This window comes from Halocynthiibacter namhaensis, assembly GCF_000812685.1.
Lineage (GTDB): Bacteria > Pseudomonadota > Alphaproteobacteria > Rhodobacterales > Rhodobacteraceae > Halocynthiibacter > Halocynthiibacter namhaensis.
The window spans coordinates 1-22,346 of sequence record NZ_JWIF01000028.1; the positions used below are offsets into that span (position 1 = coordinate 1).

Annotated in this window: 21 protein-coding genes; 8 read left to right on the top strand and 13 right to left on the bottom strand. The window is 52.6% G+C overall.

Annotation, left to right across the window (positions count from 1 at the left end; genetic code table 11):
• Positions 1-171: 171 nt before the first annotated feature.
• Positions 172-447, bottom strand: a complete 276-nt coding sequence (locus RJ38_RS05290; RefSeq protein ID WP_039017620.1) for an IS3 family transposase — start codon at positions 445-447, stop codon at positions 172-174.
• A 12-nt stretch (positions 448-459) separates the two neighbouring features.
• The gene (locus RJ38_RS05295; protein ID WP_039017861.1) at positions 460-714 is read right to left on the bottom strand and encodes a hypothetical protein; all 255 of its coding nucleotides are present in this window, start codon (positions 712-714) and stop codon (positions 460-462) included.
• 633 nt (positions 715-1,347) lie between these two features.
• On the opposite strand from RJ38_RS05295, the gene RJ38_RS19415 reads away from it, so the two are divergent.
• A complete protein-coding gene (locus RJ38_RS19415; protein WP_337588968.1) occupies positions 1,348-2,103 on the top strand; it encodes a sulfotransferase domain-containing protein in 756 nt (251 codons plus the stop codon).
• A gap of 1 nt (position 2,104) precedes the next feature.
• Here the strand turns inward: RJ38_RS19415 and RJ38_RS05305 are convergent, their stop codons facing one another.
• The gene (locus RJ38_RS05305) at positions 2,105-3,073 is read right to left on the bottom strand and encodes a hypothetical protein (protein ID WP_156121768.1); all 969 of its coding nucleotides are present in this window, start codon (positions 3,071-3,073) and stop codon (positions 2,105-2,107) included.
• Here RJ38_RS05305 and RJ38_RS18800 point away from each other — a divergent pair.
• Positions 3,054-3,281, top strand: a complete 228-nt coding sequence (locus RJ38_RS18800; RefSeq protein ID WP_156121769.1) for a hypothetical protein — start codon at positions 3,054-3,056, stop codon at positions 3,279-3,281. The genes RJ38_RS05305 and RJ38_RS18800 overlap by 20 nt on opposite strands.
• Before the next feature lie 298 nt (positions 3,282-3,579).
• Here RJ38_RS18800 and RJ38_RS05310 read toward each other — a convergent pair whose 3' ends face one another.
• The 4 genes from RJ38_RS05310 to RJ38_RS05325 all read right to left on the bottom strand — a co-directional run bounded on the left by RJ38_RS05310 (position 3,580) and on the right by RJ38_RS05325 (position 8,418).
• Positions 3,580-4,365: a hypothetical protein gene (locus RJ38_RS05310; RefSeq protein ID WP_039017864.1), complete on the bottom strand. Its 786-nt coding sequence runs from the start codon at positions 4,363-4,365 to the stop codon at positions 3,580-3,582.
• Positions 4,365-4,628, bottom strand: coding sequence for a spike base protein, RCAP_Rcc01079 family (locus RJ38_RS05315; RefSeq protein ID WP_039017865.1), 264 nt, complete (start codon positions 4,626-4,628; stop codon positions 4,365-4,367). The genes RJ38_RS05310 and RJ38_RS05315 overlap by 1 nt, the downstream gene beginning before the upstream one ends.
• 101 nt (positions 4,629-4,729) lie before the next feature.
• Positions 4,730-6,121: a polysaccharide biosynthesis/export family protein gene (locus RJ38_RS05320; protein WP_238321652.1), complete on the bottom strand. Its 1,392-nt coding sequence runs from the start codon at positions 6,119-6,121 to the stop codon at positions 4,730-4,732.
• Positions 6,122-6,321: 200 nt separating this feature from the next.
• Positions 6,322-8,418 (bottom strand): polysaccharide biosynthesis tyrosine autokinase, encoded by a 2,097-nt coding sequence (locus tag RJ38_RS05325; protein WP_052245210.1) that lies wholly within the window; start codon positions 8,416-8,418, stop codon positions 6,322-6,324.
• A 199-nt stretch (positions 8,419-8,617) separates the two neighbouring features.
• On the opposite strand from RJ38_RS05325, the gene RJ38_RS05330 reads away from it, so the two are divergent.
• From RJ38_RS05330 to RJ38_RS05350, 5 genes are all read left to right on the top strand, one after another.
• Positions 8,618-10,054, top strand: coding sequence for a mannose-1-phosphate guanylyltransferase/mannose-6-phosphate isomerase (locus RJ38_RS05330; protein ID WP_039017866.1), 1,437 nt, complete (start codon positions 8,618-8,620; stop codon positions 10,052-10,054).
• 216 nt (positions 10,055-10,270) lie between these two features.
• Positions 10,271-10,984, top strand: coding sequence for a sugar transferase (locus RJ38_RS05335; protein WP_052245211.1), 714 nt, complete (start codon positions 10,271-10,273; stop codon positions 10,982-10,984).
• Between the two features lie 69 nt (positions 10,985-11,053).
• Complete coding sequence (locus RJ38_RS05340) at positions 11,054-12,034, top strand: NAD-dependent epimerase/dehydratase family protein (protein ID WP_039017867.1); 981 nt, start codon at positions 11,054-11,056, stop codon at positions 12,032-12,034.
• Positions 12,031-13,062, top strand: coding sequence for an acyltransferase family protein (locus RJ38_RS05345; RefSeq protein WP_039017868.1), 1,032 nt, complete (start codon positions 12,031-12,033; stop codon positions 13,060-13,062). The genes RJ38_RS05340 and RJ38_RS05345 overlap by 4 nt, the downstream gene beginning before the upstream one ends.
• Positions 13,059-14,321, top strand: a complete 1,263-nt coding sequence (locus tag RJ38_RS05350; RefSeq protein ID WP_202903867.1) for a glycosyltransferase family 4 protein — start codon at positions 13,059-13,061, stop codon at positions 14,319-14,321. The genes RJ38_RS05345 and RJ38_RS05350 overlap by 4 nt, the downstream gene beginning before the upstream one ends.
• Here the strand turns inward: RJ38_RS05350 and RJ38_RS05355 are convergent.
• The 6 genes from RJ38_RS05355 to RJ38_RS05380 all read right to left on the bottom strand — a co-directional run bounded on the left by RJ38_RS05355 (position 14,264) and on the right by RJ38_RS05380 (position 21,378).
• Positions 14,264-14,998 carry a PaaX family transcriptional regulator C-terminal domain-containing protein gene (locus tag RJ38_RS05355; RefSeq protein ID WP_162183552.1) on the bottom strand — a complete coding sequence of 245 codons (735 nt, stop codon included), beginning with the start codon at positions 14,996-14,998 and terminating at the stop codon, positions 14,264-14,266. The two genes, RJ38_RS05350 and RJ38_RS05355, sit on opposite strands and share 58 nt — an antisense overlap.
• 131 nt (positions 14,999-15,129) lie before the next feature.
• On the bottom strand, positions 15,130-17,160 hold the full coding sequence (gene paaZ / locus RJ38_RS05360) for a phenylacetic acid degradation bifunctional protein PaaZ (RefSeq protein ID WP_039017870.1): 2,031 nt from the start codon (positions 17,158-17,160) through the stop codon (positions 15,130-15,132).
• 42 nt (positions 17,161-17,202) lie between these two features.
• Positions 17,203-18,405, bottom strand: coding sequence for a cytochrome P450 (locus RJ38_RS05365; RefSeq protein ID WP_039017871.1), 1,203 nt, complete (start codon positions 18,403-18,405; stop codon positions 17,203-17,205).
• Entirely contained in the window at positions 18,405-19,757 is a 1,353-nt protein-coding gene (locus tag RJ38_RS05370; protein ID WP_039017872.1) for a TRAP transporter large permease, read from the bottom strand. The genes RJ38_RS05365 and RJ38_RS05370 overlap by 1 nt, the downstream gene beginning before the upstream one ends.
• Positions 19,757-20,287, bottom strand: coding sequence for a TRAP transporter small permease (locus tag RJ38_RS05375; RefSeq protein WP_238321653.1), 531 nt, complete (start codon positions 20,285-20,287; stop codon positions 19,757-19,759). The genes RJ38_RS05370 and RJ38_RS05375 overlap by 1 nt, the downstream gene beginning before the upstream one ends.
• A gap of 68 nt (positions 20,288-20,355) precedes the next feature.
• Positions 20,356-21,378: a TRAP transporter substrate-binding protein gene (locus RJ38_RS05380; protein ID WP_039017874.1), complete on the bottom strand. Its 1,023-nt coding sequence runs from the start codon at positions 21,376-21,378 to the stop codon at positions 20,356-20,358.
• Positions 21,379-21,548: 170 nt separating this feature from the next.
• On the opposite strand from RJ38_RS05380, the gene paaG reads away from it, so the two are divergent.
• Positions 21,549-22,346, top strand: coding sequence for a 2-(1,2-epoxy-1,2-dihydrophenyl)acetyl-CoA isomerase PaaG (gene paaG / locus RJ38_RS05385; RefSeq protein WP_039017875.1), 798 nt, complete (start codon positions 21,549-21,551; stop codon positions 22,344-22,346).

The window sequence follows — 22,346 nt, forward strand, 5'->3', positions numbered from 1 at the left end:
GGCTTAAGCGATGCTGTTCACGGATGTGAGCCAGGATCACCATATCATCGCGTTGACGCTGGCTCATCGGGCGAACCCGCCACGCGCGAAAACCACGTGATGTGACCCGCATAACTTTGCACAGGAACTCAACTGGCCATTCTTCTTTCCAGGCGTCGATGAACGCAAATCTCACCGGCTTTGGCCTGCAAAGAAGATTGCCGCCTTTTTTAACACTTCCCTCTCCTCGCGCAGCAGACGGACTTCCTTGCGAAGCCGCGTGTTCTCCTTCTCAACGTCTTCATGCGGTCCTGACATCAGGTCATCGTGTTGATGCTGTTGAACCCATTTGTTCAGCGTCGAAAGCCCAACCCCTAAATCTGATGAAAGTTGAGGCCGCGTTAAGCCACTCGTCGTCGCCATGCGCACCGCATCACGCCGAAACTCGTCTGTGTATCTCTTTGCCATTCTCTATCTCCTTCATAGCAAACATTGCTCGAAAGAGACCGGAACTAAACCGCGACAAGACCAGTAATAATTCACACGTGGGCCACTGTTATTGGCCATCATATAGCCTTGCTCGCGCTCAGTGACACCTTCGAGAGATATAACCTCTTCATCCAATTCATGGATCGTGGCGGAACTGCCGAGCTTGCGCAACGCCTCGATTGTGGCCAGCATCATCCCCGGCAAATCGGGTAGGCTATCGGCATCTATTTCAAATCGTCTGGTCATTTCAAATTCCTATGCAGCAAAGCGGCCACCTTGGATCTATTCGGCCTGGCCCAGCGCGGCAAGGCTTTCGAGCCGTGGTAGAACAGCGGTTGGCCTCGATGCTGACGCGCTTCACGCGTTTACCGGTGTTGCCGATTTATAATAACGGTGTAACAAACTATGAAATCTCTTCAGGCACAGCAATCAGCTTATTCTAAATTCGCTCAGTGCGATCAATCATTTTTGACCGAACACGGCGGACGCATGGTCAGATCGGGAGTTTCTATATTAGCACTAATCTAGTGAGTGGCAATGATGCGACATGGGCTGTAGAGAATGTGTACCTCGAACGAGATCAAAGACCGCTTCTTCTCCCGCTCGACCGTTGCATGACTGTGCTGTAGAATGCCCAATGCTGATCGGCAGGCAGCGCCTGCAGCCAGTTTGTCAGCGGGCTGCCTTCTGCGAGAGGTTTGCGTGATGACGTATTGCTATGCCACAAAATGCACCCTAAGGTTGTGAAATGCGTATGGCGTTCACTGTGTCACCCTCATGAGAAATCCTTTGGACATTTCGATCGTTCGGCGTCACGCGGTTTTACGCAAAGGGATGGCTTTGGCGATGCGACCCGTGGGGAACATACAAGCCACCGTCATGCCTGCGGGATCTTGGCAAACGCGGCCCCCTATCATAGTGCATTCTCTGCCCAAAAGCGGAACGCATTTGCTGTTGCAGCAGGTCAGGGCCGTGCCCGGGGGGCGTTATTTAGGGCGGTTTATTGCTTCAAGCCCATCGATTTCACAAAAAACACGCCATCCGCAGGCGATAGTACGGCGACTGCGCAGTGTGGCGCCGGGGGAACGTGTTGGGGGGCATCTGTTCCATTCCGAAAATCTAGTACAGACGCTTCGAGAGCGGAATTTTGTGTCTCTGTTCATTTGTCGGGATCCGCGTGATGTGCTGATCTCTGAGTTGCACTATCTCACAGAAATGAACCGATGGCATCGGATGCACGGATATTTTAAGAGGTTGCCTGATTTTTCGGATCGATTGTCGTTGGCGTTGTACGGGATGGATGATCGTTATCCCGAGTGTAACAAACGGTTTTTGCCCTATGCAGGATGGATGAAATCTAAAGGAACACTTGTGGTCCGATATGAGGCATTGATTGGCCCCGATCGCGACGATGTATTGCGCGAGATCATTGCACGTTTCAAAATCCAGGGCGGATTTATTCCAGATGCAGAATCTGTGTTGTCGGCGATGAATCTAGCTGGGGATCCCTCCACGTCTCATACATTCCGGGAGGGCGGGATTGGAAAGTGGCGTAGAGGCCTCGCAGACCAACAGGCTGAAGAAATTACAGAATGCTTGGCACCTTCCTTGTCGGCATTCGGGTATGTCGATTAGCTTATCTTAACACTGCTCGGGCGCGGAGATGGAGGGCAATGCAGCTGCCAAGAGTTACCGCAAAGCCGAAGTCGGTTTCAGCCGGCGCAAGTGCGAACTTTGCCAACCACATGACCGAGGCCAGTGCGCAAACATCTGTCCAGAAGCTCATGCGATGACGGTGGACGTTTCGGTGAAGCGGATGGAAAAGCCGCATGACCCCAATTGCGCTGGCATAAAGAAGAGGTGCCAGGAACAGGATTAGACCAAGGATCCCTGTTCTATACAGCAAACGAAGAGGCCCAAAGTGTAAGACGAAGGCTTCGCTGGTCTCTGTAAAACGCCAGTCAATCGAGGGGTGATTTGCATTGAGATCGAGCAACAGCAAACGGGCAGGGTAGGTCGCGCCATGGCCATGACCAAAGATAAGTTCCATTGGAGAGGCAATTGACAAGGCCTGCCAAGCTGATTGGACCTCAAGCCCGCGTCGTAAGATGACTTCTGTGTGGAAGCCTTCAAGGGTGGATAGCTTGGCGAGGCGGCGTGCGCCTGGGATCTCGCCGTTTGGCCAAGTTGGGATCATCGGGATGAGTAAGACCAGAAGCCCAATGCATAGAAGCGGAAGGCAGATTCGTAGTTCGGGGCGTGAGAGTCGGGTGAACGTTAATACAAGGCCAAACCCTACGATGATGATGAAATTGACACGAACCTGAGAGGCAAGTGAAAACCCAATGACAATGATCAGTGCGAGGATAGGCATAAGGCTTTTACTGCGTGCAAACCAAATTAATGTGGCTGCCATCAACAGAAAGCCCGGGGGTTCAAATCGGTTGGCTTGCATTAACACCATTGCCAGTGGCGCGCAGAACATCGCGATCAGTTGTGCCGCTAGATAAGCCTTGAGTAGATGTTCATGGCCTTCTTCGCTAAGCTTCAGGGCAAGTACGGTAAAGGCCGCAACTGAGCAATATGTGACAAATGAGCTTAGCACCCACCCCGACCTGATTGTGTCAAAATCGATGAGCGGGAAAAACAGCAAAGCGCTGTGGATCACGACCGTGCTGCACCATATTGGTATAGATGGCTTGGTGCGTATGTGTTTTAGCCCCAGAGCCAAGGCAAAGAAGAATATGAGAAGGAAGCAAATTCCGACCAAAGGTTTTTCAAATGGCAAAATGCGAGCAGAAAAGCCGCTGTAAAACGTGGTTAAAAACAGTGGGATGACTAAGGCATACTTAGGGTTTAGCATTTTATGCCAGACAGGCACGCGAGATTAAGACTGCGTTTAATATGTTTGCGAGGGTCGAAAAAACCTAGCATAGGCCAGAGATTTTCGTTTCCGATCCAGTGCCAGTTATCTTTGGATGTAACCTGATACATAAATACGTCTCCTATGAATTTATACCATAGGTTGCATTTCATTATCACGTGCTAATTGTGGTGAGGGGAATATTTTTGCTTCGGCCAATGACAACAGCATTGGCCTGAAGCGTGTTTTTATTGCGTTAGTGCGATCAGTTCTGAGTTTGTAAGGCCCTGAGGGAAATAGACCAAGCTGTGAGCAACGATCTCGCTGCGATGTCCACTGAAGGAGGCACCGATGTTCAACGTGGAAACTGCTGATGGCAGTAACGCCGATGTATCGCTTAGGACAAACCCGCCGTTCACGAGAAACCGAACGTCATCCGTATCGAATGTGGCTGCTGTTTTTACCAATTCAGGCAAAGACACTGCGGTTGAACCCCCAATCAATGCAGCTTGCGTCGCGGCGTTGGCGCGTGTGACACAAGCAAGCCGCGCGTCCGCTGCGTTGTAAAACACCGAAACGCGGTTGTCGTTGCTGCCGTCATTAAGGTCCAGCAACCGGTCATAGCCCCCGTTGTTTGCCAAAATGCTAGCTTCCAGGACAAAACATCCCGGGCCGTTTGACCACCAGTTGCCCGCTGTCACAGAGACGAGATCAGCTGCGCCACCCCCTAGGCCCGCTGAAATATGCAAGCCACGACGTCCCGTTGCCCAGTCAAAGCCCGGTGTGTCGGCCGTCAAAGCTTGGGGTGTGCCAGTTTCATCGGTTACGACCTTGCCTGAGGCGCGGCTGAAGTTGACCGCCGCACCAAAGCTGTTGTGCGGTGCCCCCGCTTCGGTGCGATAGACCCCGTTCTCAAAGTCAAGCACAAGGGACGGAGGTGGTAAATCTAACCCTTTGGTATAGGCGCTGTGCCAAGCCACAGAGGCTTGGGACACTTGCACAGACCGTCGGCCCTGGTTCTCGGAAATCTGCATCAGACCATGAATCCATGCACGCCTGTTGCAGTGGTCCCTGTGGCATGCACACGGCTTGCCGCAACGGGGATAATCGAAAAGTCGGGCACATTGATGACGCGTGTATTCCCGCGTTCCGTGGTGATGGTTAGACTACCTGCACCTTCGACGTAAAGACCGACACAGAGCGTTTCTAGGTCGATGCCGTCGGCAGGGGTGATGGGCAGCATATCCCGCGCCGGGCCTGACAGATTAGGGGCGCGGCCATCGAATGGGTTGTTCATATCATTCTCCTGAGATCATAAGGCGGGCGTTTCCCGCTCGCGACGCAGAATGTTTTAAACCCGTCTTTAATTTCCTAATGCACCGTTCGATGGGGGCAGCGCTAATTGGTCGCCGCAATATCCATCGGTGTGGTGATAAGGGATGGAGAGATTTGATTTACGACACGCCCCCAACGAGTCACGGGCTGTTCCGCAATGAAGATGATATCATTGGGTCGTAATTCAAATCTGGTTGTCTGCAGCAAGTTAATCGCATTGCGTGCATCCAAGTGCCAAGCGTTCATGGTACTTGGGCCTTCGGTGCGTTCTTGTGTTCTCAGCACATAGATTTCCCGCGGGTTTGCCGTTGCGTTCGGAAGGCCGCCACCACCTTCAAAGATAGCATCGGCAAGCGTCGCACGTTGCTCATAGGGCAAGGTGAACCGGCCCTGTTGTGCAATTTCCCCCGTCAAATATACGAAATCACGCGCAACCGCGCCAAGTTCTTGTCGGGCGGCGAAATTGCTTCGTGCCTCATCCCTGCGCGCCTGTGACAGGGCCATCTCCGCAGATAGGGCATTTAACGCTTCTCGGTGGGCAGACTGGCGTAGATTGGCCAGTTGAATTTGTTCTTCGAAATAAGCACGGGCCTGTTGTGGATCGGTGCCCGCGTCCACATAGACTGCGTCACCTGCGGCAAGGGGCAGGTTCTGAAGATCGGGTTGCGCGAAGTAATCTGACAAAGGAATACGGTATAAGCTGCCGCTTCGATAGAGACGAATAATGGCGGTATCTGTGTCGCTGATTTGCAAGCCACCAGCGCGTGTTAAGGCTTCGTTCATGTAGAGCGGGGTCAATCCAAGATTGGCGATTTGCGGTTGGGCGACGGCACCTGCGATGGATACGCGGCTTGAATTGAACTCAGAGATTTCCACGCTGAACACGGGGTCGATCTGATGTTCAACAAGCGCGCGAAAAATTTCGGCTTCGGCTTCTTCTAGGGTCATCATTGCGACATTGACACGCCCGACGTCTGGAATTGTGATGGCCCCATCATCTTGAACTGTGTAACCTAATCTGCGGTTTTGCGCGGCCAACAGGCCTGTCAGTTCTTCAAGCGATGAGTTGCCTTGCCTCGTTGCCAATACAATCACATCCCCGACGCCGATGTGGTATGGGCTCGGTGTGATTTCTGGCGGAAGGCGCAGGTTTTGCACCATTTCGGTTTGTGGAGCGCGGGACCCGTGTATAGGTATGGTGACCGCGCCACGCGCAGTCGGCATCGTGCCTGTATGTTGGGAAAACATGTTCGGTATGCGGCGCGGCGTATATGGGGATTGGTTCGCAAGAGCCACGTTCTGAGGGGTCATTGGAATGACGTTCACATCCGTGCCATTGGTCGATGTTTCGATGACACGTGGGCTATGATAAGCGACGCCACACGCAGAAATCATGCCCATCAAGATCGTCAGACCTAAGGATTTGATAATATGCCTGTGTGATCTGTGTGTCATACGTTTCCTGATGCCAATTGACTAAACGCCTCTGAGGGGCCTTCCCACTCGTAATGTATAATCAATTAAAATACCGTATAAGTTGTATTTTGTATATTGTTTTCTACATTGCTGCGTTTCGTGGCCTTTAAGGTCGGCATTGCGGGAGGCCTATTCTGAAAGGTTGCGTGAAGCATTCAGGGACAGGTTTGCGGAATGTACTAGTTGTCATAGTAGCCAAGATGTTGCCCCATGCGCCCGCCATAGGCAAAGTCGCGAAGGCCCGCAGGACTGATTTGGTTCAAGACAAAACCAGTGGGTTTGAGGTTCACCATTTCAAACAGGCGCAACCCGGATTTGATCTGTGCGCTTGTGGTCTTATCCCAGCGAACTGTGAATAGGATTGTATCCGCATGCTGGCCAAGAACCCGGGCATCAGGCACAGCAAGTACAGGCGGGCTATCGATTAAGATCGTGTCCCAAGAGGCGCGCGCGGTATCCAGCAAGTCGCCGAACTTGGAGGACCCAAACAGATCTGCCGCGTTTACGCGCGAGGTGTCCCCAGTTAAAATATCAATACCTGACGTTTCTACGTGATACGTTGCATTCCGAAGGGGTTTGCCATCGATCAACACATCTGCAATTCCGGAAGTGTTTGGAATTTGTAGGAATTTGTTTAGCACGCCGCGTCGAATGTCCCCCTCAATCAACAACACCTTTTTGCCGCTCTGCGCAAAATTTTGGGCCAGGGCCAATGTGGTCGTTGTTTTGCCTTCACCTGGAATAGCTGAGGTGGATAAGATGATCTGGGGCGGGTTGTCTGGGTTGGACAGCATCAGTGATGTGCGTAGATTTCGTATGGCCTCCGCAGCGGATGACATGGGTTTTTTGTCAAGATAGTTCAAAACGGCTGCTGTTGTGCCGTCGGCGATTTTGGGGATCTCACCTAACACACTGTAACCGGTCGCGTCTTCGATGTCGCGGGCACTACGGATGCGCGGGCTGATCATCTGGCGAAGCGCGACCACAGTCACGCCAGCTGCGAGACCCATGACCAACGCCAGCGCAAGTATAAGCCCCCGACGCGGCGTCGCAGGTGACGTGGGCACCATGGCTTTTGATAGAACGCGACTATCAGCCTGTTGAATTCCTTGCTGCGCAGAGGTTTCTTTAAAGCGGGTTAAAAAATGTTCATATAATATGCGATTTGCGTCGCCTTCGCGTGTGAGTTGTTGCAGGCGGATTAAGTCTTGGTTTTGCTTGGAAATACGATCTGCCAAGTTCGCCATGGCGATGCGCAGTGTTTCCGCTTGGGCCTGCAGGCGAGATGCGTTCAATTCCGCACGCTGTATAAATTGCGTTGCTGCCTGTTGGAATGCAGTCTGGGCCTGGGGGTCGTCTGTCGACATCCACGCGCGGAACAAAGCCTCTAGGTCGCGATCATTTGCAAGTGCCGTCAACAGTGATGGGTCATCGGTATCTCGTAGGGACTGTACAAACTGTGCCTGGGCCTCTGCGTCGGACTGGGCATCTCCATAGCGCAATCTTTGATCTTTGAGTTGACGTTCCAGCGCGTGCAAGCTTTCTTGACTGATCAGGTCTGTGTTCGAACTGAATGTGTTGATCTGACGCTCAGAGTTCTCCAACGCGACTTGCAGTTCACTAACTCGGCCCGATAGCCATGACGTCGCTTGGCGCATGGCCTCGTTCTTGGCGTCCAATTGGTTCTGAATGTAGACTTGAACGATTGTATCCGCGATCAGCGCGGATTTTTCCGGGTTATAAGTTTCAACCACCACGGTGAAAACCAAACTGAACGGAATATTGCGGACATGGGTCTTGGAGATCAACGCATCGACTGTTTTGCTTAATATTTGGCGTTCTGAAGGTGAAGGCGCAGGATCGAGTCCCAATGCATTTTTGAGCCGCTTATACAATCCGTCGGGGCGTAAGGATTCGTTGAATTCTGCATCTCTCATCAGATCCAATTGTTGCGTCACCTGTTTCATCAGGTCACGTGCACGCAGAACTTCGACCTCTGAATTCACAATGGCGCTGTCGTTTGACAGGCCACTTACAACGCTTTCGATATCAACGACTTGTTCCAGTCTTGTCTCGAGAATGATGTCTGCGCGGGCTCGGAAAATTGGGGATGAGGCGACAAATGCAAAATAGCCGCCAACGCCACAGAATATTGCGGTGAGCCAAAAGATCGTCCATTTCCCACGCCACATCGCGCTGGGCAAGGCCAGAATATTGATCGTGTCCGCAGGGATATGATGGTGTCCGAAGTGTCGATTGAGACTTGGTTCTGTCATGGGGCTCCGATGTGGGTTCTTTACGTCGGTGGTGTCGTTGGATGGGTGAACTATATCAAGAAATCCACGCATCTAAGTTAACGCAAACTATGATGAATGATTGAAAAAAACAACCCTAAGGAAATATTGATACAACTCAGAGGTGTTTGGTGGTATGTTGCACAAACGTGCTTTGCGGACCATCAAGAGGTAAAATCAGATGTTTACAGTCTATCCGGTCATTTTATGTGGTGGGTCAGGGACACGGTTGTGGCCATTGTCACGCAAAAGCTATCCGAAACAATTCGTCCCGGTGGTGGGCGAGAAAACCCTATTTCAAGCCTCAGCAGAACGTATGTCTGGGCGGGGCGAAAGGATGGATTTTGCAAAGCCATTGATACTGACCAACTCGAATTTTCGCTTCATTGTAACCGAACAGCTGAGCGAGATCGGAATCGACCCCGGCGCAGTTTTGATTGAACCGGAAGGGCGCAACACCGGCCCTGCTGTCCTTGCCGCCGCGCTCCATTTGCTGGGGCAAGACCCACATGCGGTGATGCTGGTCGCCCCATCTGATCACGTCGTTCCGAACGTGGCAGCATTTCACAGGGCGATCAGTCGGGGTATGGCCGCTGTCCAAGACGGTCAACTTGTGACATTCGGTATTCAGCCTACCCATGCAGAAACCGCATATGGGTATCTCGAACTTTCCGAAACCCCGGATGCTGACGAGACTGCTGTTGCTCTTAACAGATTTGTAGAAAAGCCCAGTGCAACACGAGCGGCCGAAATGCTGAAGGCAGGAAATTATATGTGGAATGCCGGTATCTTTTTGTTCCGGGCGAGAGATATTGTTGCTGCGTTTAAATCTCATGCGGCGTCCATGATGGAACCGGCCATGTCTTCGGTCGAGAATGCAACATCCGATCTTGGCTTCTTACGTCTTGAACCAGACAGCTGGGCGCAGCTGGACGACATTTCCTTGGACTATGCGGTTATGGAGCATGCCCAGAACCTATGTGTTGTTCCGTTTGGGGGCGGCTGGTCTGACTTGGGGGGGTGGGACGCAGTTTGGCGTGAAAGTACAGCAAATGGGCAAGGTGTTGTGACCTCAAGTCAAGCCAGCGAAATTGATTGTGAGAATACATTGCTGCGTTCGGAAAATTCGGGGGTTGAACTTGTTGGGATTGGCCTGAAAAACGTAATGGCAATCGCGACTAAGGATGCGGTTTTGGTGGCCGATATGTCTCGTGCGCAAGACGTCAAAAAAGCGGTGGATCTCTTGAAGGCTAAGGGAGCGCAGCAAGCGACCGTATTCGCCAAAGATCACCGCCCGTGGGGATGGTTTGAAAGCCTCGTCGTTGGGGACCGCTTCCAAGTGAAACGGATCCACGTGCATCCTCAGGCCTCGCTGAGCTTGCAAAGCCATGTTCACCGATCTGAACATTGGGTGGTTGTTGAAGGAACTGCAACGGTCACGATCGGCAACGAAGTGAAATTGGTGACAGAGAATGAAAGCGTCTATGTACCGCTTGGCGCAGTTCACCGCATGGAGAACGCGGGCAAAATTCCAATGGTTTTGATCGAAGTGCAAACTGGGAGCTATGTCGGAGAAGACGATATCGTACGATATGACGATATATATGCCCGAGGGTAGTTTTGTAGAATACTTCACTGTCGTTACTTTGAAATGCGTAAATGTAAAACGTATACATTCCAATCCCTTACCTAAATACCACCTTAGATTGTGCATATCGTTAAATTTTTGTTAACCAATCTCGCCTTTATTGATCAGGATCATGGTGAATCCCAATTGGCAAAATTCATCATTCATTACGTTCATACGTACCACAGGATACGCAAGGAAATAGGCATGAATGTGAATGGCTTAACATCGAAGGCAACCCCGCGGCCCACCCCTGCCGCCACAGCTTCAACGCTGCGATCACTGTCATCGGATGCTGAGTTTCGACCCAAATTTTATGCGCGTATCGGAAAGCGCGTATTCGATGTTGTTGGCGTGCTGCTGTTACTGCCATTGGTTGTGCCTTTGATCTTGTTATTTTGGATGATCACACGAAAAGATGGTGGGCCCGGCCTATTTGGGCACCATAGAATAGGACAAAATGGGACGCGGTTTACATGTTGGAAGCTGCGGACAATGGCTGTGGATGCAGAAGAACAGCTGGCGCAACACCTGAAGAACTGTCCAGCTGCACGAGCGGAATGGGACGCAAACTTTAAACTAGCCATCGATCCCCGCGTGACCCCGCTTGGGAATTTTCTACGCAAATCGAGTTTGGATGAACTCCCTCAGTTTTTGAACGTGTTGCGCGGAGACATGAGCCTTGTGGGCCCGCGTCCCGTGGTCAGTGATGAATTGGCCCTATATGGGACGCAGGCGGCGCTTTATCTTAGGTGCAAGCCAGGATTGACTGGCCGCTGGCAGATCTCCGGCCGCAACAACGTAAGCTACGCAGAACGTGTGAAAATGGATGTGGAATACATCCAGGAAATGTCCCTTTTTAGGGATCTAAGTATCGTCTTGCAAACCGCTTTCGTGGTCGTGAAGGCGACTGGAAAATAACACCCTTGGCCAGGCAGGTGGCGACGGGGGAAACCCACAAAGGATCACTTGAAGAACGGGAGTAAGTAAATGCAAAGAACAGCCCTTGTATGTGGCGCCGGTGGCTTCATTGGCGGTCATTTGGTCAAGCGTTTGAAAGCTGAAGGCTTTTGGGTGCGTGGCGTTGATCTGAAAGAACAGGAATATGGTGTTTCCGCTGCCGATGATTTTGTGCTGGGTGACTTGCGCGAACAAAGCACCATCCGCGAAGTGATCAATATACAATTTGATGAAGTTTACCAGTTGGCCGCTGATATGGGGGGGGCAGGGTATATATTTACTGGCGAAAACGACGCAAATGTTATGCATAATTCTGCATCCATCAATTTGAACGTCGTGGACCAGTGCCACAAACTCGGCATTAAGCGCGTTTTCTACAGCTCATCCGCTTGCATGTACCCAGAGCATAACCAACTTGACCCGAATAATCCAAACTGTGCCGAAGACAGCGCATACCCGGCAAATCCCGACAGCGAATATGGGTGGGAAAAGCTTTTCTCGGAACGTTTGTATCTCGCCTATAATCGCAATTTCGATATGGAATGCCGGATCGCTAGGTATCACAATATTTTTGGCCCAGAAGGCACGTGGGACGGAGGCAAGGAAAAGGCCCCGGCTGCGATTTGTCGAAAGGTTGCCGTTGCGCAAGACGGCGGCACGATTGATGTATGGGGTGATGGCCTTCAAACGCGTTCTTTTCTCTACATAGATGAATGTGTGGAAGGCACGATTAAGTTGTTGCGTTCCGACTTTGAGGGGCCTGTTAACATTGGATCAGAGGAGATGATCTCGATCAATAACCTCGCAAATATGGCGATATCGATCTCGGGGAAGTCTCTTAAGATAAACAATATCGCCGGTCCCGAAGGTGTCAGAGGGCGAAATTCTGACAATCGATTGATTATGGATCGACTGGGATGGGCCCCGAACCAATCGCTGCGCACCGGAATTGAAAAGACATATCATTGGATTGCCGCCGAACTCATGCGGAAGCACAGTCAGGCCGCATGAGTCCGCACGAAAAGCAACGCCTGCAGAACTTACAGATCTTGCGATTTGTAGCAGCTTTCCTTGTTGTTTGGTTTCATTGGACTTCGTTGTATGCCTCTGTTGGGCATGAGATTCGAGTGTTTCAGATTGGCGTATTTGGGGTTGATCTGTTTTTTGTTCTCAGTGGGTTTATCATGGCGCATATGTATGCAAATGCCCGGCCCACTTCTTTGTGGTTTCTACAGCGCCGTGTTGCACGATTACTTCCCTTGTACTGGTTGGCCACGGTATTGTTCTTTGTGACGGTGCAAGTCGCGACCCATCTTTCCAGCGAACCCGCAACCCTTGTAAAACTGGCCAAATCTCTGGCGTTCATCCCATACCTTCGTGAAAGTGACAAAATTCAGCCATTGTTGTTCTTGGGCTGGACATTGAATTACGAGGTGCTGTTTTACGTTGTATTCGCGATCGGATTGCAAACCCCCAAACCTGTCGGCGTTACGATATGTCTGCTGATTGGTGGCGTGACGGCAGGATATGTATTGCAGCCGACCCAAGTGATTTTCCGTTTTTGGTTGGAGCCAATTCTATTGGAATTTGTTGCGGGCATGGTTGGCTTTAAGATCTACGATATAATGCGCAAACATCCAATGGCCCGCTTATGCGGTGTTGCATTGATGTTGGGTGGGGCTTTGCTCTGTGTTTTGCTATTTCAGCGGTTTTCGCACCTAGGAACACATCGTATCATTGTGTTTTTACTTCCTGCGACAATGATCGTCGTTGGTGCGTCCCTAGCCCCGAATTTTTCCGTTATTTGGACGCAAGTTTCATCCAAACTGGGCGACGCTTCATATGCGATCTATTTGGTTCACCCATACATGATGAAAGTGTTGATCATGGCCTTGCCTGCGACGTTTCCCTTTGCGCTGACCTCGTCGATTATGATCATTACCGTCTGCGCCATGTCTTATGTGACCTTCGTGTATTTCGAACGACCTGCAATGAAAGCTATTCAAAAGGTAAGATTGCGGAAGGAGATAAGAACATGAGCTTGAACATCCTAATTCATGACTATGCCGGGCACCCTTTCCAAGTTGAATTGTCGCGTAAATTGGCCGCCCGGGGGCATCGGGTGACACATGCCTGGTTCCACGCTGATGCGGGGCCAAAGGGAGTGATGAAACGGTTACAGCAAGACCCAACCGAGTTGGTATTTCGGCCCGTAGGTGCGGACATTTCCTATTCCAAAACAAATTTCCTTAAACGCCGTGCCGGTGATCGAAAGTATGGGCGGGCTGTCGCCGATCTTATTGCTGAGATCGCACCAGATGTCGTCATCTCGGGCAACACCCCCACCGAGGCTCAGGATCCGATCGTTCGGGCATGCCATGATCACCACATTCCGTTTGTGTTCTGGTGCCAAGATTTTTTCTCAATTGCTGCGTCCGATTTACTGGCCCAAAAAATGCCGGGAATTGGTCATTCGATTGGAGCTTGGTATCGGTATCTTGAGCGTCGGCAAATGCGGCGCTCGGCGCGGATCTTGCACATAACGGACGCTTTTTCAGAACAAACGGATCGGTGGGGTATTCCCAGATCGAAGGTGGTTGTTATTCCGAATTGGGGTGCGCTTGAAAACATTGATGTTCTAGATCGCGACAGGATGTGGGCGCGTGATCATGACTTGGGGGATGGTATACGATTTCTTTATTCTGGAACACTCGCGCTGAAACACAACCCCGCGCTTCTTGAGGCCCTGGCAGGAGAGCTAAGTCATGCTGAGAAGTTGGTTGTTGTCTCTGCTGGGGTTGGAGCTGAATACCTGCGGAGCAAGCAAAGCAGCGGAAATCTATCTCACCTAACGCTTCTGCCGCTGCAACCATTTGAAATTATGCAGGATGTACTGGCATCAGGAGATGTATTGCTCTGTGTGATTGAACGCAATGCTGGGAAATATTCAGTGCCATCGAAATTGTTAACTTATCTATGCGCTGGTCGGCCTATCGTTTTGGCGGCTCCTGCTGAGAACCTTGCAGTGTCGATTTTGCGCGAAAGCGGTGCTGGCATCGTCGTGGAACCGGAAGATGTCTCAGGCTTCGTAGTGGGAGCTTTGTCATTTCGGGATGACCCAGAAAAGGGGCTACAGGCGGGCAGGGCCGGACGGGCATGGGCCGAGAAACACTTCGACTTGGAGGCGATCTCGGATCGATTTGAAGACTTGTTTCACGCCGCAATTTCGGAAACGAAAGGTCATCGTCGTTGCAGTGCCGAGGCCTCTAGCTCAGCCAGTGTCGGGGCCGGAAGTTGATCAAGCAGATCGAATGTAAGATCGCGGCAGGCTTCCCCGCGCCAATTTGGGGGAAAAAACATATCTGGCAGGTTGGGAATGCGCAGCACGATTTTCCGCCAGCGGTGTACGGTCAACGTCCGTAATGCTGCGCGTTGAACAGGGTCAAAAGTTCCGGCGGCACTGATCATCGCATTGGTCTGGGTCAATGCATGTTCCAATGCGAGTGCGGCGTCAGCCAAATCTTGTGGACAAACAGAACTTTGCATCCAATGTGGAACCGTCTTCGGTGTGATCGCGAAGACCATAAGATCCTTGGGTAGATCCATGTCATCACTGGGGATCAAAGCAAACCGCCGAGACAGCTCTACGGCAGACGTCACTTCACGCAAAACCGGCTCCAAGCCTGTATCACTGGATGCACCTACGATATTCCAATGTTGTGTGGTCGTTCGTGCGCGGGCATAGATGCGCGGTGTCGCGGATACAGTATCCTTGCGCCCTCGTTGGGTGAGCTGGTGCTGACTGCTACGCCCTTCACGAATGCTATCAACCCAGCCTTCCTTGCGTAAACGGTGCAAGGCGACGCGAATGGCCTCAGCTCGGATCCCCATCAGGCCTGCGATTTCAGTAAGGGCAACGCCGCTGATGTGGTCGCCGTCATGCTGTGCTAGGTCGCCAAAAAGCGAAACAATCACAGACCAAACCCGTTGGGGCAGGGGATCCCTCAGTGCCTCAACTGCGTTACTGAAAATATCTATCTTGGAGTTTTGTGAAACAATCATGCCCCCTTATAGGTCAGGGGGCATGCAGATGCTATCGTCCAATCTTAGAAAGAATTCATGGTCAGAAGTTCATATTCCGCCGCAAGTTCGCCTTCTATATCAGTCAGGCTGACGTGCCAGCGCACTTCGCCGTATTCGTCATTCCGGGGGGTTTTCTTTTTCACAGTCAGACGCACTTTGATGCTTTCACCTGCTTCAATTGGTTTCATAAAGCGCAGATTATCAAGGCCAGTGTTCGCAAGAACTGGGCCTTCATTTGGCTCCACAAACATACCCGCCGCAAAGGACAGCAGCAGATATCCGTGCGCGACGCGACCGGGGAAGAATGGGTTCCGTTTCGCGGCGGCATCATCCATATGGGCGTAAAACGTGTCCCCGGTGAAATGCGCAAAGGTTTCAATGTCTTCCAGGGTCACGATGCGTGGATCGGTGTGCAGGGTTTCACCAATGGACAGTTCACCGAATTTGCGTGTGAACGGATGGGATGGGCCTTTGATTTCGGCCGCGCCAGGGACCCATTGTTCGCCAATCGCGGTCAGAATATCGGGGCTGCCCTGAATGGCCGTGCGCTGCATGTAATGCATCACGCCACGCACGCCGCCCATTTCTTCGCCACCACCGGCACGACCTGGACCGCCATGCACCATATGCGGCAGGGGCGAGCCATGCCCGGTGCTTTCCTTCATTGAATCGCGGTTGTTGAAATACAGCCGCCCGTGGAAGGCACCTGCGCCGATGGTAACCTCACGTGCGACGGCGGGGTCATGGGTAATGACCGAGGCCACAAGCGAGCCTTGCCCCTTGTTGACCAGTTCAATCGCGTGATCCACATCGCGGTACCCCATGATGGTGGACACCGGGCCGAAGGCTTCGGTGTCATGCACGCGCTGGGCCGTATCGGGGTTCGCGCAGTGAAACAACATCGGCGGAAGGAACGCGCCTTTGTTGGCGTCTGCACCATCCACGTTGAAGTTTTCGGGGTCGCCATAAACGCGTTCGGCTTCCTGACCAAGGATCGCGGCTTTTTCCAACACGTCGCGTTTTTGACCACCAGACACAAGCGCGCCCATGCGGGTGGTGTCCAACGTTGGATCGCCGATTTGAGTTTTATCCAGGCGTGCAGATAGGACTTTGATCACGGCGTCTACGTGGTTCTCGGGCACCATCATGCGACGAATTGCAGTACATTTTTGACCCGCTTTTGTGGTCATCTCGCGCTGTACTTCTTTCACGAATAGATCAAACTCGGGGGTGCCGGGTGCAGCATCTGGCCCAAGAATGGAGGCGTTCAGACTGTCCTGTTCCGCGACAAAGCGGATGGAGTTCTCAAGGATATGCGGCGCGGAACGCAGGGCAAGGGCCGTCTGCGCAGAACCCGTGAAGCTGACCACATCTTGCAGGGTCAAATGATCCAACATGTCGCCAATCCCGCCAGAGACCAGCTGCAATGCACCCGCAGGTAGAACGCCACTATCGAGCATGATCTTCACAGCAAGTTCAGTCACATAACAAGAATTTGTCGCAGGCTTCACGATCGCGGGAACACCGGCGAGCAGAGTTGGCGCAAGCTTTTCAAGCATCCCCCAAACCGGGAAGTTGAACGCGTTGATGTGCACAGCAACACCCTGCAAAGGCGTGCAAATATGTTGGCCCATGAATGTGCCATGGCGCGAGAGTTGTTCGAGATCGCCGTCTAGGTAAATCTGGGCATCGGGCATCTCACGACGGCCCTTAGATGCAAACACAAACATCGTGCCAATGCCGCCGTCGATATCAATCATGTGGTCAGATTGCGTGGCACCGGTGGCAAAGCTGAGGTCATATAGGGCTTGTTTCTGTTTGCTGATCGCCAGTGCCAAGGCCTTGATCATCTTCGCACGGTCATGGAAGGTCAGCGCACGCAGGGCTGGGCCGCCGACATTGCGTGCGTAATCCAACATACCTTGCACATCTAGGGCGTTGTTCCCCGCGCTAGCAATCACGTCACCGGTGACAGCACTTGCGATATTGCGCGCACCCGCGCCTGGGGCAATCCATTCACCGGCGGCGAAACTATTGATTTGCTGGATGGTCATAACATGTCCTCATCTGAGACGGTATTTAGAAAAGGTTTAGGCTTAAGAAAGCTTAAGACTCGCGGGCAATTTTGCGTAGCCGCGAAAACGAATGCGGCCGCCACGAATAGCGCCCGGCGTCAGGGAATAGTCCGGAAAACGCGCGATAAAGCGTTCAACTGCAATGCGCCCTTCCATGCGTGCCAATGTCAGGCCAACGCAGGTATGTGCGCCCCCAGCAAAGGCCAGGTGTTTGTTGGGACGGCGATCCAGTTGAAGATCGTCAGGGTTTTCAAAAACGCGCGGATCTCGGTTTGCAGCGGCCATCGATAGGTGAATATCGCGGCCTTTGGGGATTATCACGCCGTGAAATTCGACGTCGCGCGTGGTCAGGCGGTTGCCAAATTGGTTCGGGCTTTCAAGACGCAGGAATTCATCGACGGCGGTGGTGATCAGTTTGGGATCGGCCAAAAGATCGGCGCGTTTATCCCTGTGCTGATCAAGCAAAGTCAGAGCATTGCCGATCAGGTTCGTCGTGGTTTCATGGCCTGCGTTTAGGATGAAAATACAGTTTTGATACAGCTCGATTTCACTCAGACCCTCGCCCGTTTCATCGCCGCTTTGTATCAGGCGCGTCAGCACGTCAGTGGCGGCATCACCCGGATGGGCGCGACGATCTTCAATGATGTCACGCAGATAGGCCATGAAGTCAGACACGGCCTGATTGCCCTCAGCCATCTGAGCATCTGTCAGTTGTGGTTCAAGCGCCCCAAGGATCGCCAAAGACCAATCACGCAGGGGGGCGCGCCGATCCCGGGGAATGCCCAGTAGATTACCAATGACCTCAATTGGGATGGCACCCGCGAAATCCTCGATCAACTCGACCTCGTCTTTGCCCGCCATCGCGTCCATCAAGTCATCCACCAGGGTCACTAAACCGGGTTCCATCGCGGCCAGCGCACGTGGATTCATCGCACCAACCATCACCTTGCGCACACGGGTGTGCAGCGGGGCGTCGTTGAACACAAGCGATGTGGTATGATGTTCATATAGCGGGCTGCCGACACCGTATTTCGGACCAAAAACAGCTCGTTTGTCTGAGATAAAGGTCTCTGTGTCGCGGTAAATCACATCAAGATCCGCATGACGTGACAGAATAAAGCTGCCATCGGGCTGGGCACACACAGGGTGATTTTCCCGCAGATCCGCATAATGCGGCCAGGGGTTCTCATGAAAATCCCCTGGAAGGTTTGTCAAATCAAACATCAGTGCCCAATCGCCCCCATTTGTTCTGGCAGAACCAGAACAAGCCATGGAACAAGAACGATCAATGCCAAGCGGAAGATATCCGCGATCCAAAACGGGGTGACGCCTTTGAAGATTGTCGCGGTGGTTACATCGCCCACGACACCCTTCAGGATGAACACGTTGAGGCCCACGGGCGGTGTGATCAGAGAAATCTCTGTCACCACCACAACCACGATACCGAACCAAATGGGATCAAAGCCAAGGCTTGTGACTAGAGGGAAGAAGATCGGCACGGTCAAAAGCAACATAGAAAGGCTTTCGAATACGCAGCCCAAGATGATGTAGATTCCAAGGATCATCAGGATCACCATGAAGGGCGAAACATCCCAAGCGGTGACCAAGCTGATTAACGCTTCCGGTAGGCCCGCAAGGTTTACAAAGTTCGAAAAAATCTGGGCCCCGATGAGCACAGCAAAAAGAGACGCTGCGGTAAAACTGGTTTCACGTAGCACCTCAAATGTGGATTTGATCGTTAATCCACCGCGTGCAAGGGCAATCAGGAAGGCCCCCATTGCGCCCATGCCCGCAGCTTCTGTGGGCGAGAACGTTAGGTTTAATGGCGCAAAATCAAATGCACCATAGAGACCGCCAATGACTAGGAAAAATAGCAAAAGAACGGCCCAAACCGACCCAAGTGCTTTGATGCGTTCAGACCAGCCGGTGCGCTCACCTGCCGGGCCGGAACCTGGATTGCGCCAAACGGTATAGCGCACGGCCAGAAGGTAAAACAGAATGCCAAGCCCACCGGGAATGATGCCCGCCATGAACAGCTTGCCAATGGATGTTTCGGTCAGAAGCCCATAGATCACAAGGATCACGGAAGGTGGGATTAAAATGCCAAGGGTGCCGCCCGCCGCGATGGATGCGGTGGAAAGTTCATCGGAATATCCGTAACGGCGCATCTCGGGCATTGCGACTTTGGACATGGTTGCCGCGGTGGCAAGCGATGAACCACAGATGGCAGAGAACCCGCCACAGGCCGCAACAGTTGCCATGGCAATGCCGCCCCGGAAGTGCCCGAGGAAGGCATTGGATACGGCATAAAGTTCCCGCGCCATGCCGCCTTTGTTCACAAATAGGCCCATCAGGATAAACAGGGGCACAACCGAGAGGCCATAATCCTGGGCCGTATCAGTAATTTGACGGCCAACAACCGACATGGCGGCCTTCATACCGCGTTCGCTTAGCAGATCACCGCCGCGTTCCCAGACGATACCAAAGGTGCCAACAAGACCCATGGAAAAAACAATCGGGATCCGCAGCAAAACAAGGATCAAAACAAGGGCAAAGCCAATAAGGGCAGCAGTCATTATGCGCGCTCCAACAGTCGAGGGGCAAAGAGAATAAGCAGGCCGGTACCCACCATCACGAGGCCAGAGACGGCGACGGATAGGGCAATGAACCAACCGATATAGAATTGAGGAATTGCGAGATACTCGGTCACATCACCGTAATCACGCCACCGTTCCGCGAGGATCCAAATGCGCTGAGCGGGCCAATACATTAACGCGCCACACAGTACATAGCCAAGGCCATCCCTGATATTATGCAGGCGCCAACGGAAGAAGAAGCTGTCCATCAGATCCACGGCAATATGGCCAGCTTGGGCCGAAACTTGGGGCAAAACTGAGAAGACGACGATCGCCATCAGGATGCGCGTCAGCTCGGTTGCGGCTTCGATCGGAGAGTTGAACACAGATCGGAAAATGACATCAAAGAATGTCATAGTCATCAGCGCAAAAAGCGCCATACAAGCGAGCACAACCGGAAAGGGGCTCAGCCAGCGAACGGCGGAAATAACGGATTGCATGGGGGCCTCATTGGCTTGCGGCTGGGGCATGCAGCGGATGCTGCGGTTGGGGCGCTCTGGCGGATTTCTCCGCCAGAGGTGTTTGTTTGACAGAGAGCTTAGTTCGCTGCCATTTCAGATTTCACCATGTCGTATGCTGCTTGGGCGTCGATGCCTGCTGCGGACAGTTCTTCCAACACGGATGCTGTGACCGCTGTGGTGATCTCGGCGAATTTCGCAAGATCAGCTTCGGACGCCGCGTTGATCGCATTGCCTTCGGTTTCAAGCGTTGCTTCGCGACCAACAGTGTCGATTTCATCCCAAATTGCGCCAAGAGCACGGGACAGTGGCTCACCAAAAACTTCATCATTCAGTTTCTGTTGCAGATCTTCAGGCAGGTCGGCGAGGGTATCTTCGTTCATGATAAAGGCGAAAGACCCACGGTACAAACCACCAGGCAGCTCATAGACGTTCTGCGCAACTTCGGTCAGTTTGAAACCACGACGGCTTTCCATTGGCATCACAACACCATCCGCCGCATTGGACGCCAGTGTTTCATATACTTTCGGTGCAGGCACCTGAATGCCGGTCGCGCCCAAAGCCGCACCAACGTCACCGCCAACGCCGCCAGGAATGCGCACTTTTAGACCAGCGATTTCAGACATTTCTGTCACTGGTGTTGAGGAATGCAATTGTGCTGGGCCATGTGTATGGAGCGCGATCAGCTTCACGCCGCGGTGTTCGTTCGCCGCTGCAAGATGCGCCTCATATGTGCGCCAATACGCAACAGAAGCGGCCTCCGCAGAGCCCTCATAGCCGGGCAATTCGATCAGTTTTGTCGCAACAAAACGACCAGGCTGATAGCCGTGGAAAATGATGGAAACGTCAGCGGCGCCATCTTGGATTAGGTCCATCTGTGCCGGGGGTGGGGCAAGGCCCATCTTCAACTCAGCGGTCACCTGACCATCGGTCGCTTCTTCAACCATTTCAACGAATGTTGGCCACATGCGCGCGTTGATGCCATGTGTGGGCGGGGCCCAGCTGGAAATCGTCAATGTGTAGTCAGCTGCAAAGGCAACCGTGCTGGTCAGCGCCATTGTTGCACCTGCAACGATGCTCGCGAGTTTCGTGAAGTTGGTCATGTGTTCCCTCCCAAGATAATTTCGTAAACTTTCTGATGTGAAAGTTCGCCGTCAAAGAAATTCAGTCCGATGTGCCGAAAGATTCTCCCGTTTCGGCGCTCTGAGGAATTTATTGACCAACCGTTCGGTTTATGCAAGAAAATTATCAAAATTAGCCTGCGGATGAAATTATGAACCCCACTGACAGCCAGACCGTCCTTGTAGAAGTCCATGAAAATTGGGTTGAAATCACACTCAACCGCCCTGAACGCCTGAACTCGTTTAACGAAGAAATGCATCTTGCGTTGCGTGCGGCATTCGAATCAGCGCGGGACAATGGGGCGCGAGCGGTGCTGTTAACTGGTGCTGGACGTGGTTTTTGTGCCGGGCAGGACCTGTCAGATCGTGACCCTTCCAAATCCGAAAAGCCCCGTGATTTGGGTGAAACCGTTGCAACCTTCTACGCGCCGCTTGTGCGCTTGATCCGGTCGCTGGAATTTCCGGTCGTCTGCGCGGTGAATGGGGTCGCGGCCGGGGCAGGCGCGAACCTGGCGCTGGCCTGTGATATCGTGGTCGCCACGCAAAGTGCGAAATTCATTCAAAGCTTTGCGAAGGTCGGCCTGATCCCGGATACCGGCGGGTCTTGGCATCTGCCGCATCTGATCGGCGAAGCCCGCGCGAAGGGTTTGGCCTTTACCGCACAGCCCTTACCTGCCCAGCAGGCCGAAGATTGGGGGCTGATCTGGAAAGCCCTTCCCGATGAAGGGTTTATGGATGCCGCGCGTGAGATAACTGAAAATTTCGCCAACGGTCCGACTTTGGGTTTGGGTCTGACGAAATCCTGTATTCAAGCCGCCTGTGTCAACACGCTTTCTGATCATTTGGATTTGGAAACCGAAGCCATGCGCGCCTGTGGGAACAGTGATGATTACCGCGAAGGGGTGGCGTCCTTCCTTGAAAAACGCGCGCCTAGGTTCACAGGAAAATGA

Excerpts from the sequence above, each read along its gene's own strand:
- RJ38_RS05325 (WP_052245210.1), bottom strand. The coding sequence starts at position 8,418 with ATGACAGAACCAAGTCTCAATCGACACTTCGGACACCATCATATCCCT.
- paaG (WP_039017875.1), top strand. The coding sequence starts at position 21,549 with ATGAACCCCACTGACAGCCAGACCGTCCTTGTAGAAGTCCATGAAAAT.
- RJ38_RS05370 (WP_039017872.1), bottom strand. The coding sequence starts at position 19,757 with ATGACTGCTGCCCTTATTGGCTTTGCCCTTGTTTTGATCCTTGTTTTG.
- RJ38_RS05320 (WP_238321652.1), bottom strand. The coding sequence starts at position 6,121 with ATGACACACAGATCACACAGGCATATTATCAAATCCTTAGGTCTGACG.
- RJ38_RS05375 (WP_238321653.1), bottom strand. The coding sequence starts at position 20,287 with ATGCCCCAGCCGCAAGCCAATGAGGCCCCCATGCAATCCGTTATTTCC.
- paaZ (WP_039017870.1), bottom strand. The coding sequence starts at position 17,160 with ATGACCATCCAGCAAATCAATAGTTTCGCCGCCGGTGAATGGATTGCC.
- RJ38_RS05380 (WP_039017874.1), bottom strand. The coding sequence starts at position 21,378 with ATGACCAACTTCACGAAACTCGCGAGCATCGTTGCAGGTGCAACAATG.
- RJ38_RS05315 (WP_039017865.1), bottom strand. The coding sequence starts at position 4,628 with ATGAACAACCCATTCGATGGCCGCGCCCCTAATCTGTCAGGCCCGGCG.
- RJ38_RS05335 (WP_052245211.1), top strand. The coding sequence starts at position 10,271 with ATGAATGTGAATGGCTTAACATCGAAGGCAACCCCGCGGCCCACCCCT.
- RJ38_RS05330 (WP_039017866.1), top strand. The coding sequence starts at position 8,618 with ATGTTTACAGTCTATCCGGTCATTTTATGTGGTGGGTCAGGGACACGG.
- RJ38_RS05365 (WP_039017871.1), bottom strand. The coding sequence starts at position 18,405 with ATGTTTGATTTGACAAACCTTCCAGGGGATTTTCATGAGAACCCCTGG.
- RJ38_RS05345 (WP_039017868.1), top strand. The coding sequence starts at position 12,031 with ATGAGTCCGCACGAAAAGCAACGCCTGCAGAACTTACAGATCTTGCGA.
- RJ38_RS05340 (WP_039017867.1), top strand. The coding sequence starts at position 11,054 with ATGCAAAGAACAGCCCTTGTATGTGGCGCCGGTGGCTTCATTGGCGGT.
- RJ38_RS05350 (WP_202903867.1), top strand. The coding sequence starts at position 13,059 with ATGAGCTTGAACATCCTAATTCATGACTATGCCGGGCACCCTTTCCAA.
- RJ38_RS05310 (WP_039017864.1), bottom strand. The coding sequence starts at position 4,365 with ATGCAGATTTCCGAGAACCAGGGCCGACGGTCTGTGCAAGTGTCCCAA.
- RJ38_RS05290 (WP_039017620.1), bottom strand. The coding sequence starts at position 447 with ATGGCAAAGAGATACACAGACGAGTTTCGGCGTGATGCGGTGCGCATG.
- RJ38_RS19415 (WP_337588968.1), top strand. The coding sequence starts at position 1,348 with ATGCCTGCGGGATCTTGGCAAACGCGGCCCCCTATCATAGTGCATTCT.
- RJ38_RS05295 (WP_039017861.1), bottom strand. The coding sequence starts at position 714 with ATGACCAGACGATTTGAAATAGATGCCGATAGCCTACCCGATTTGCCG.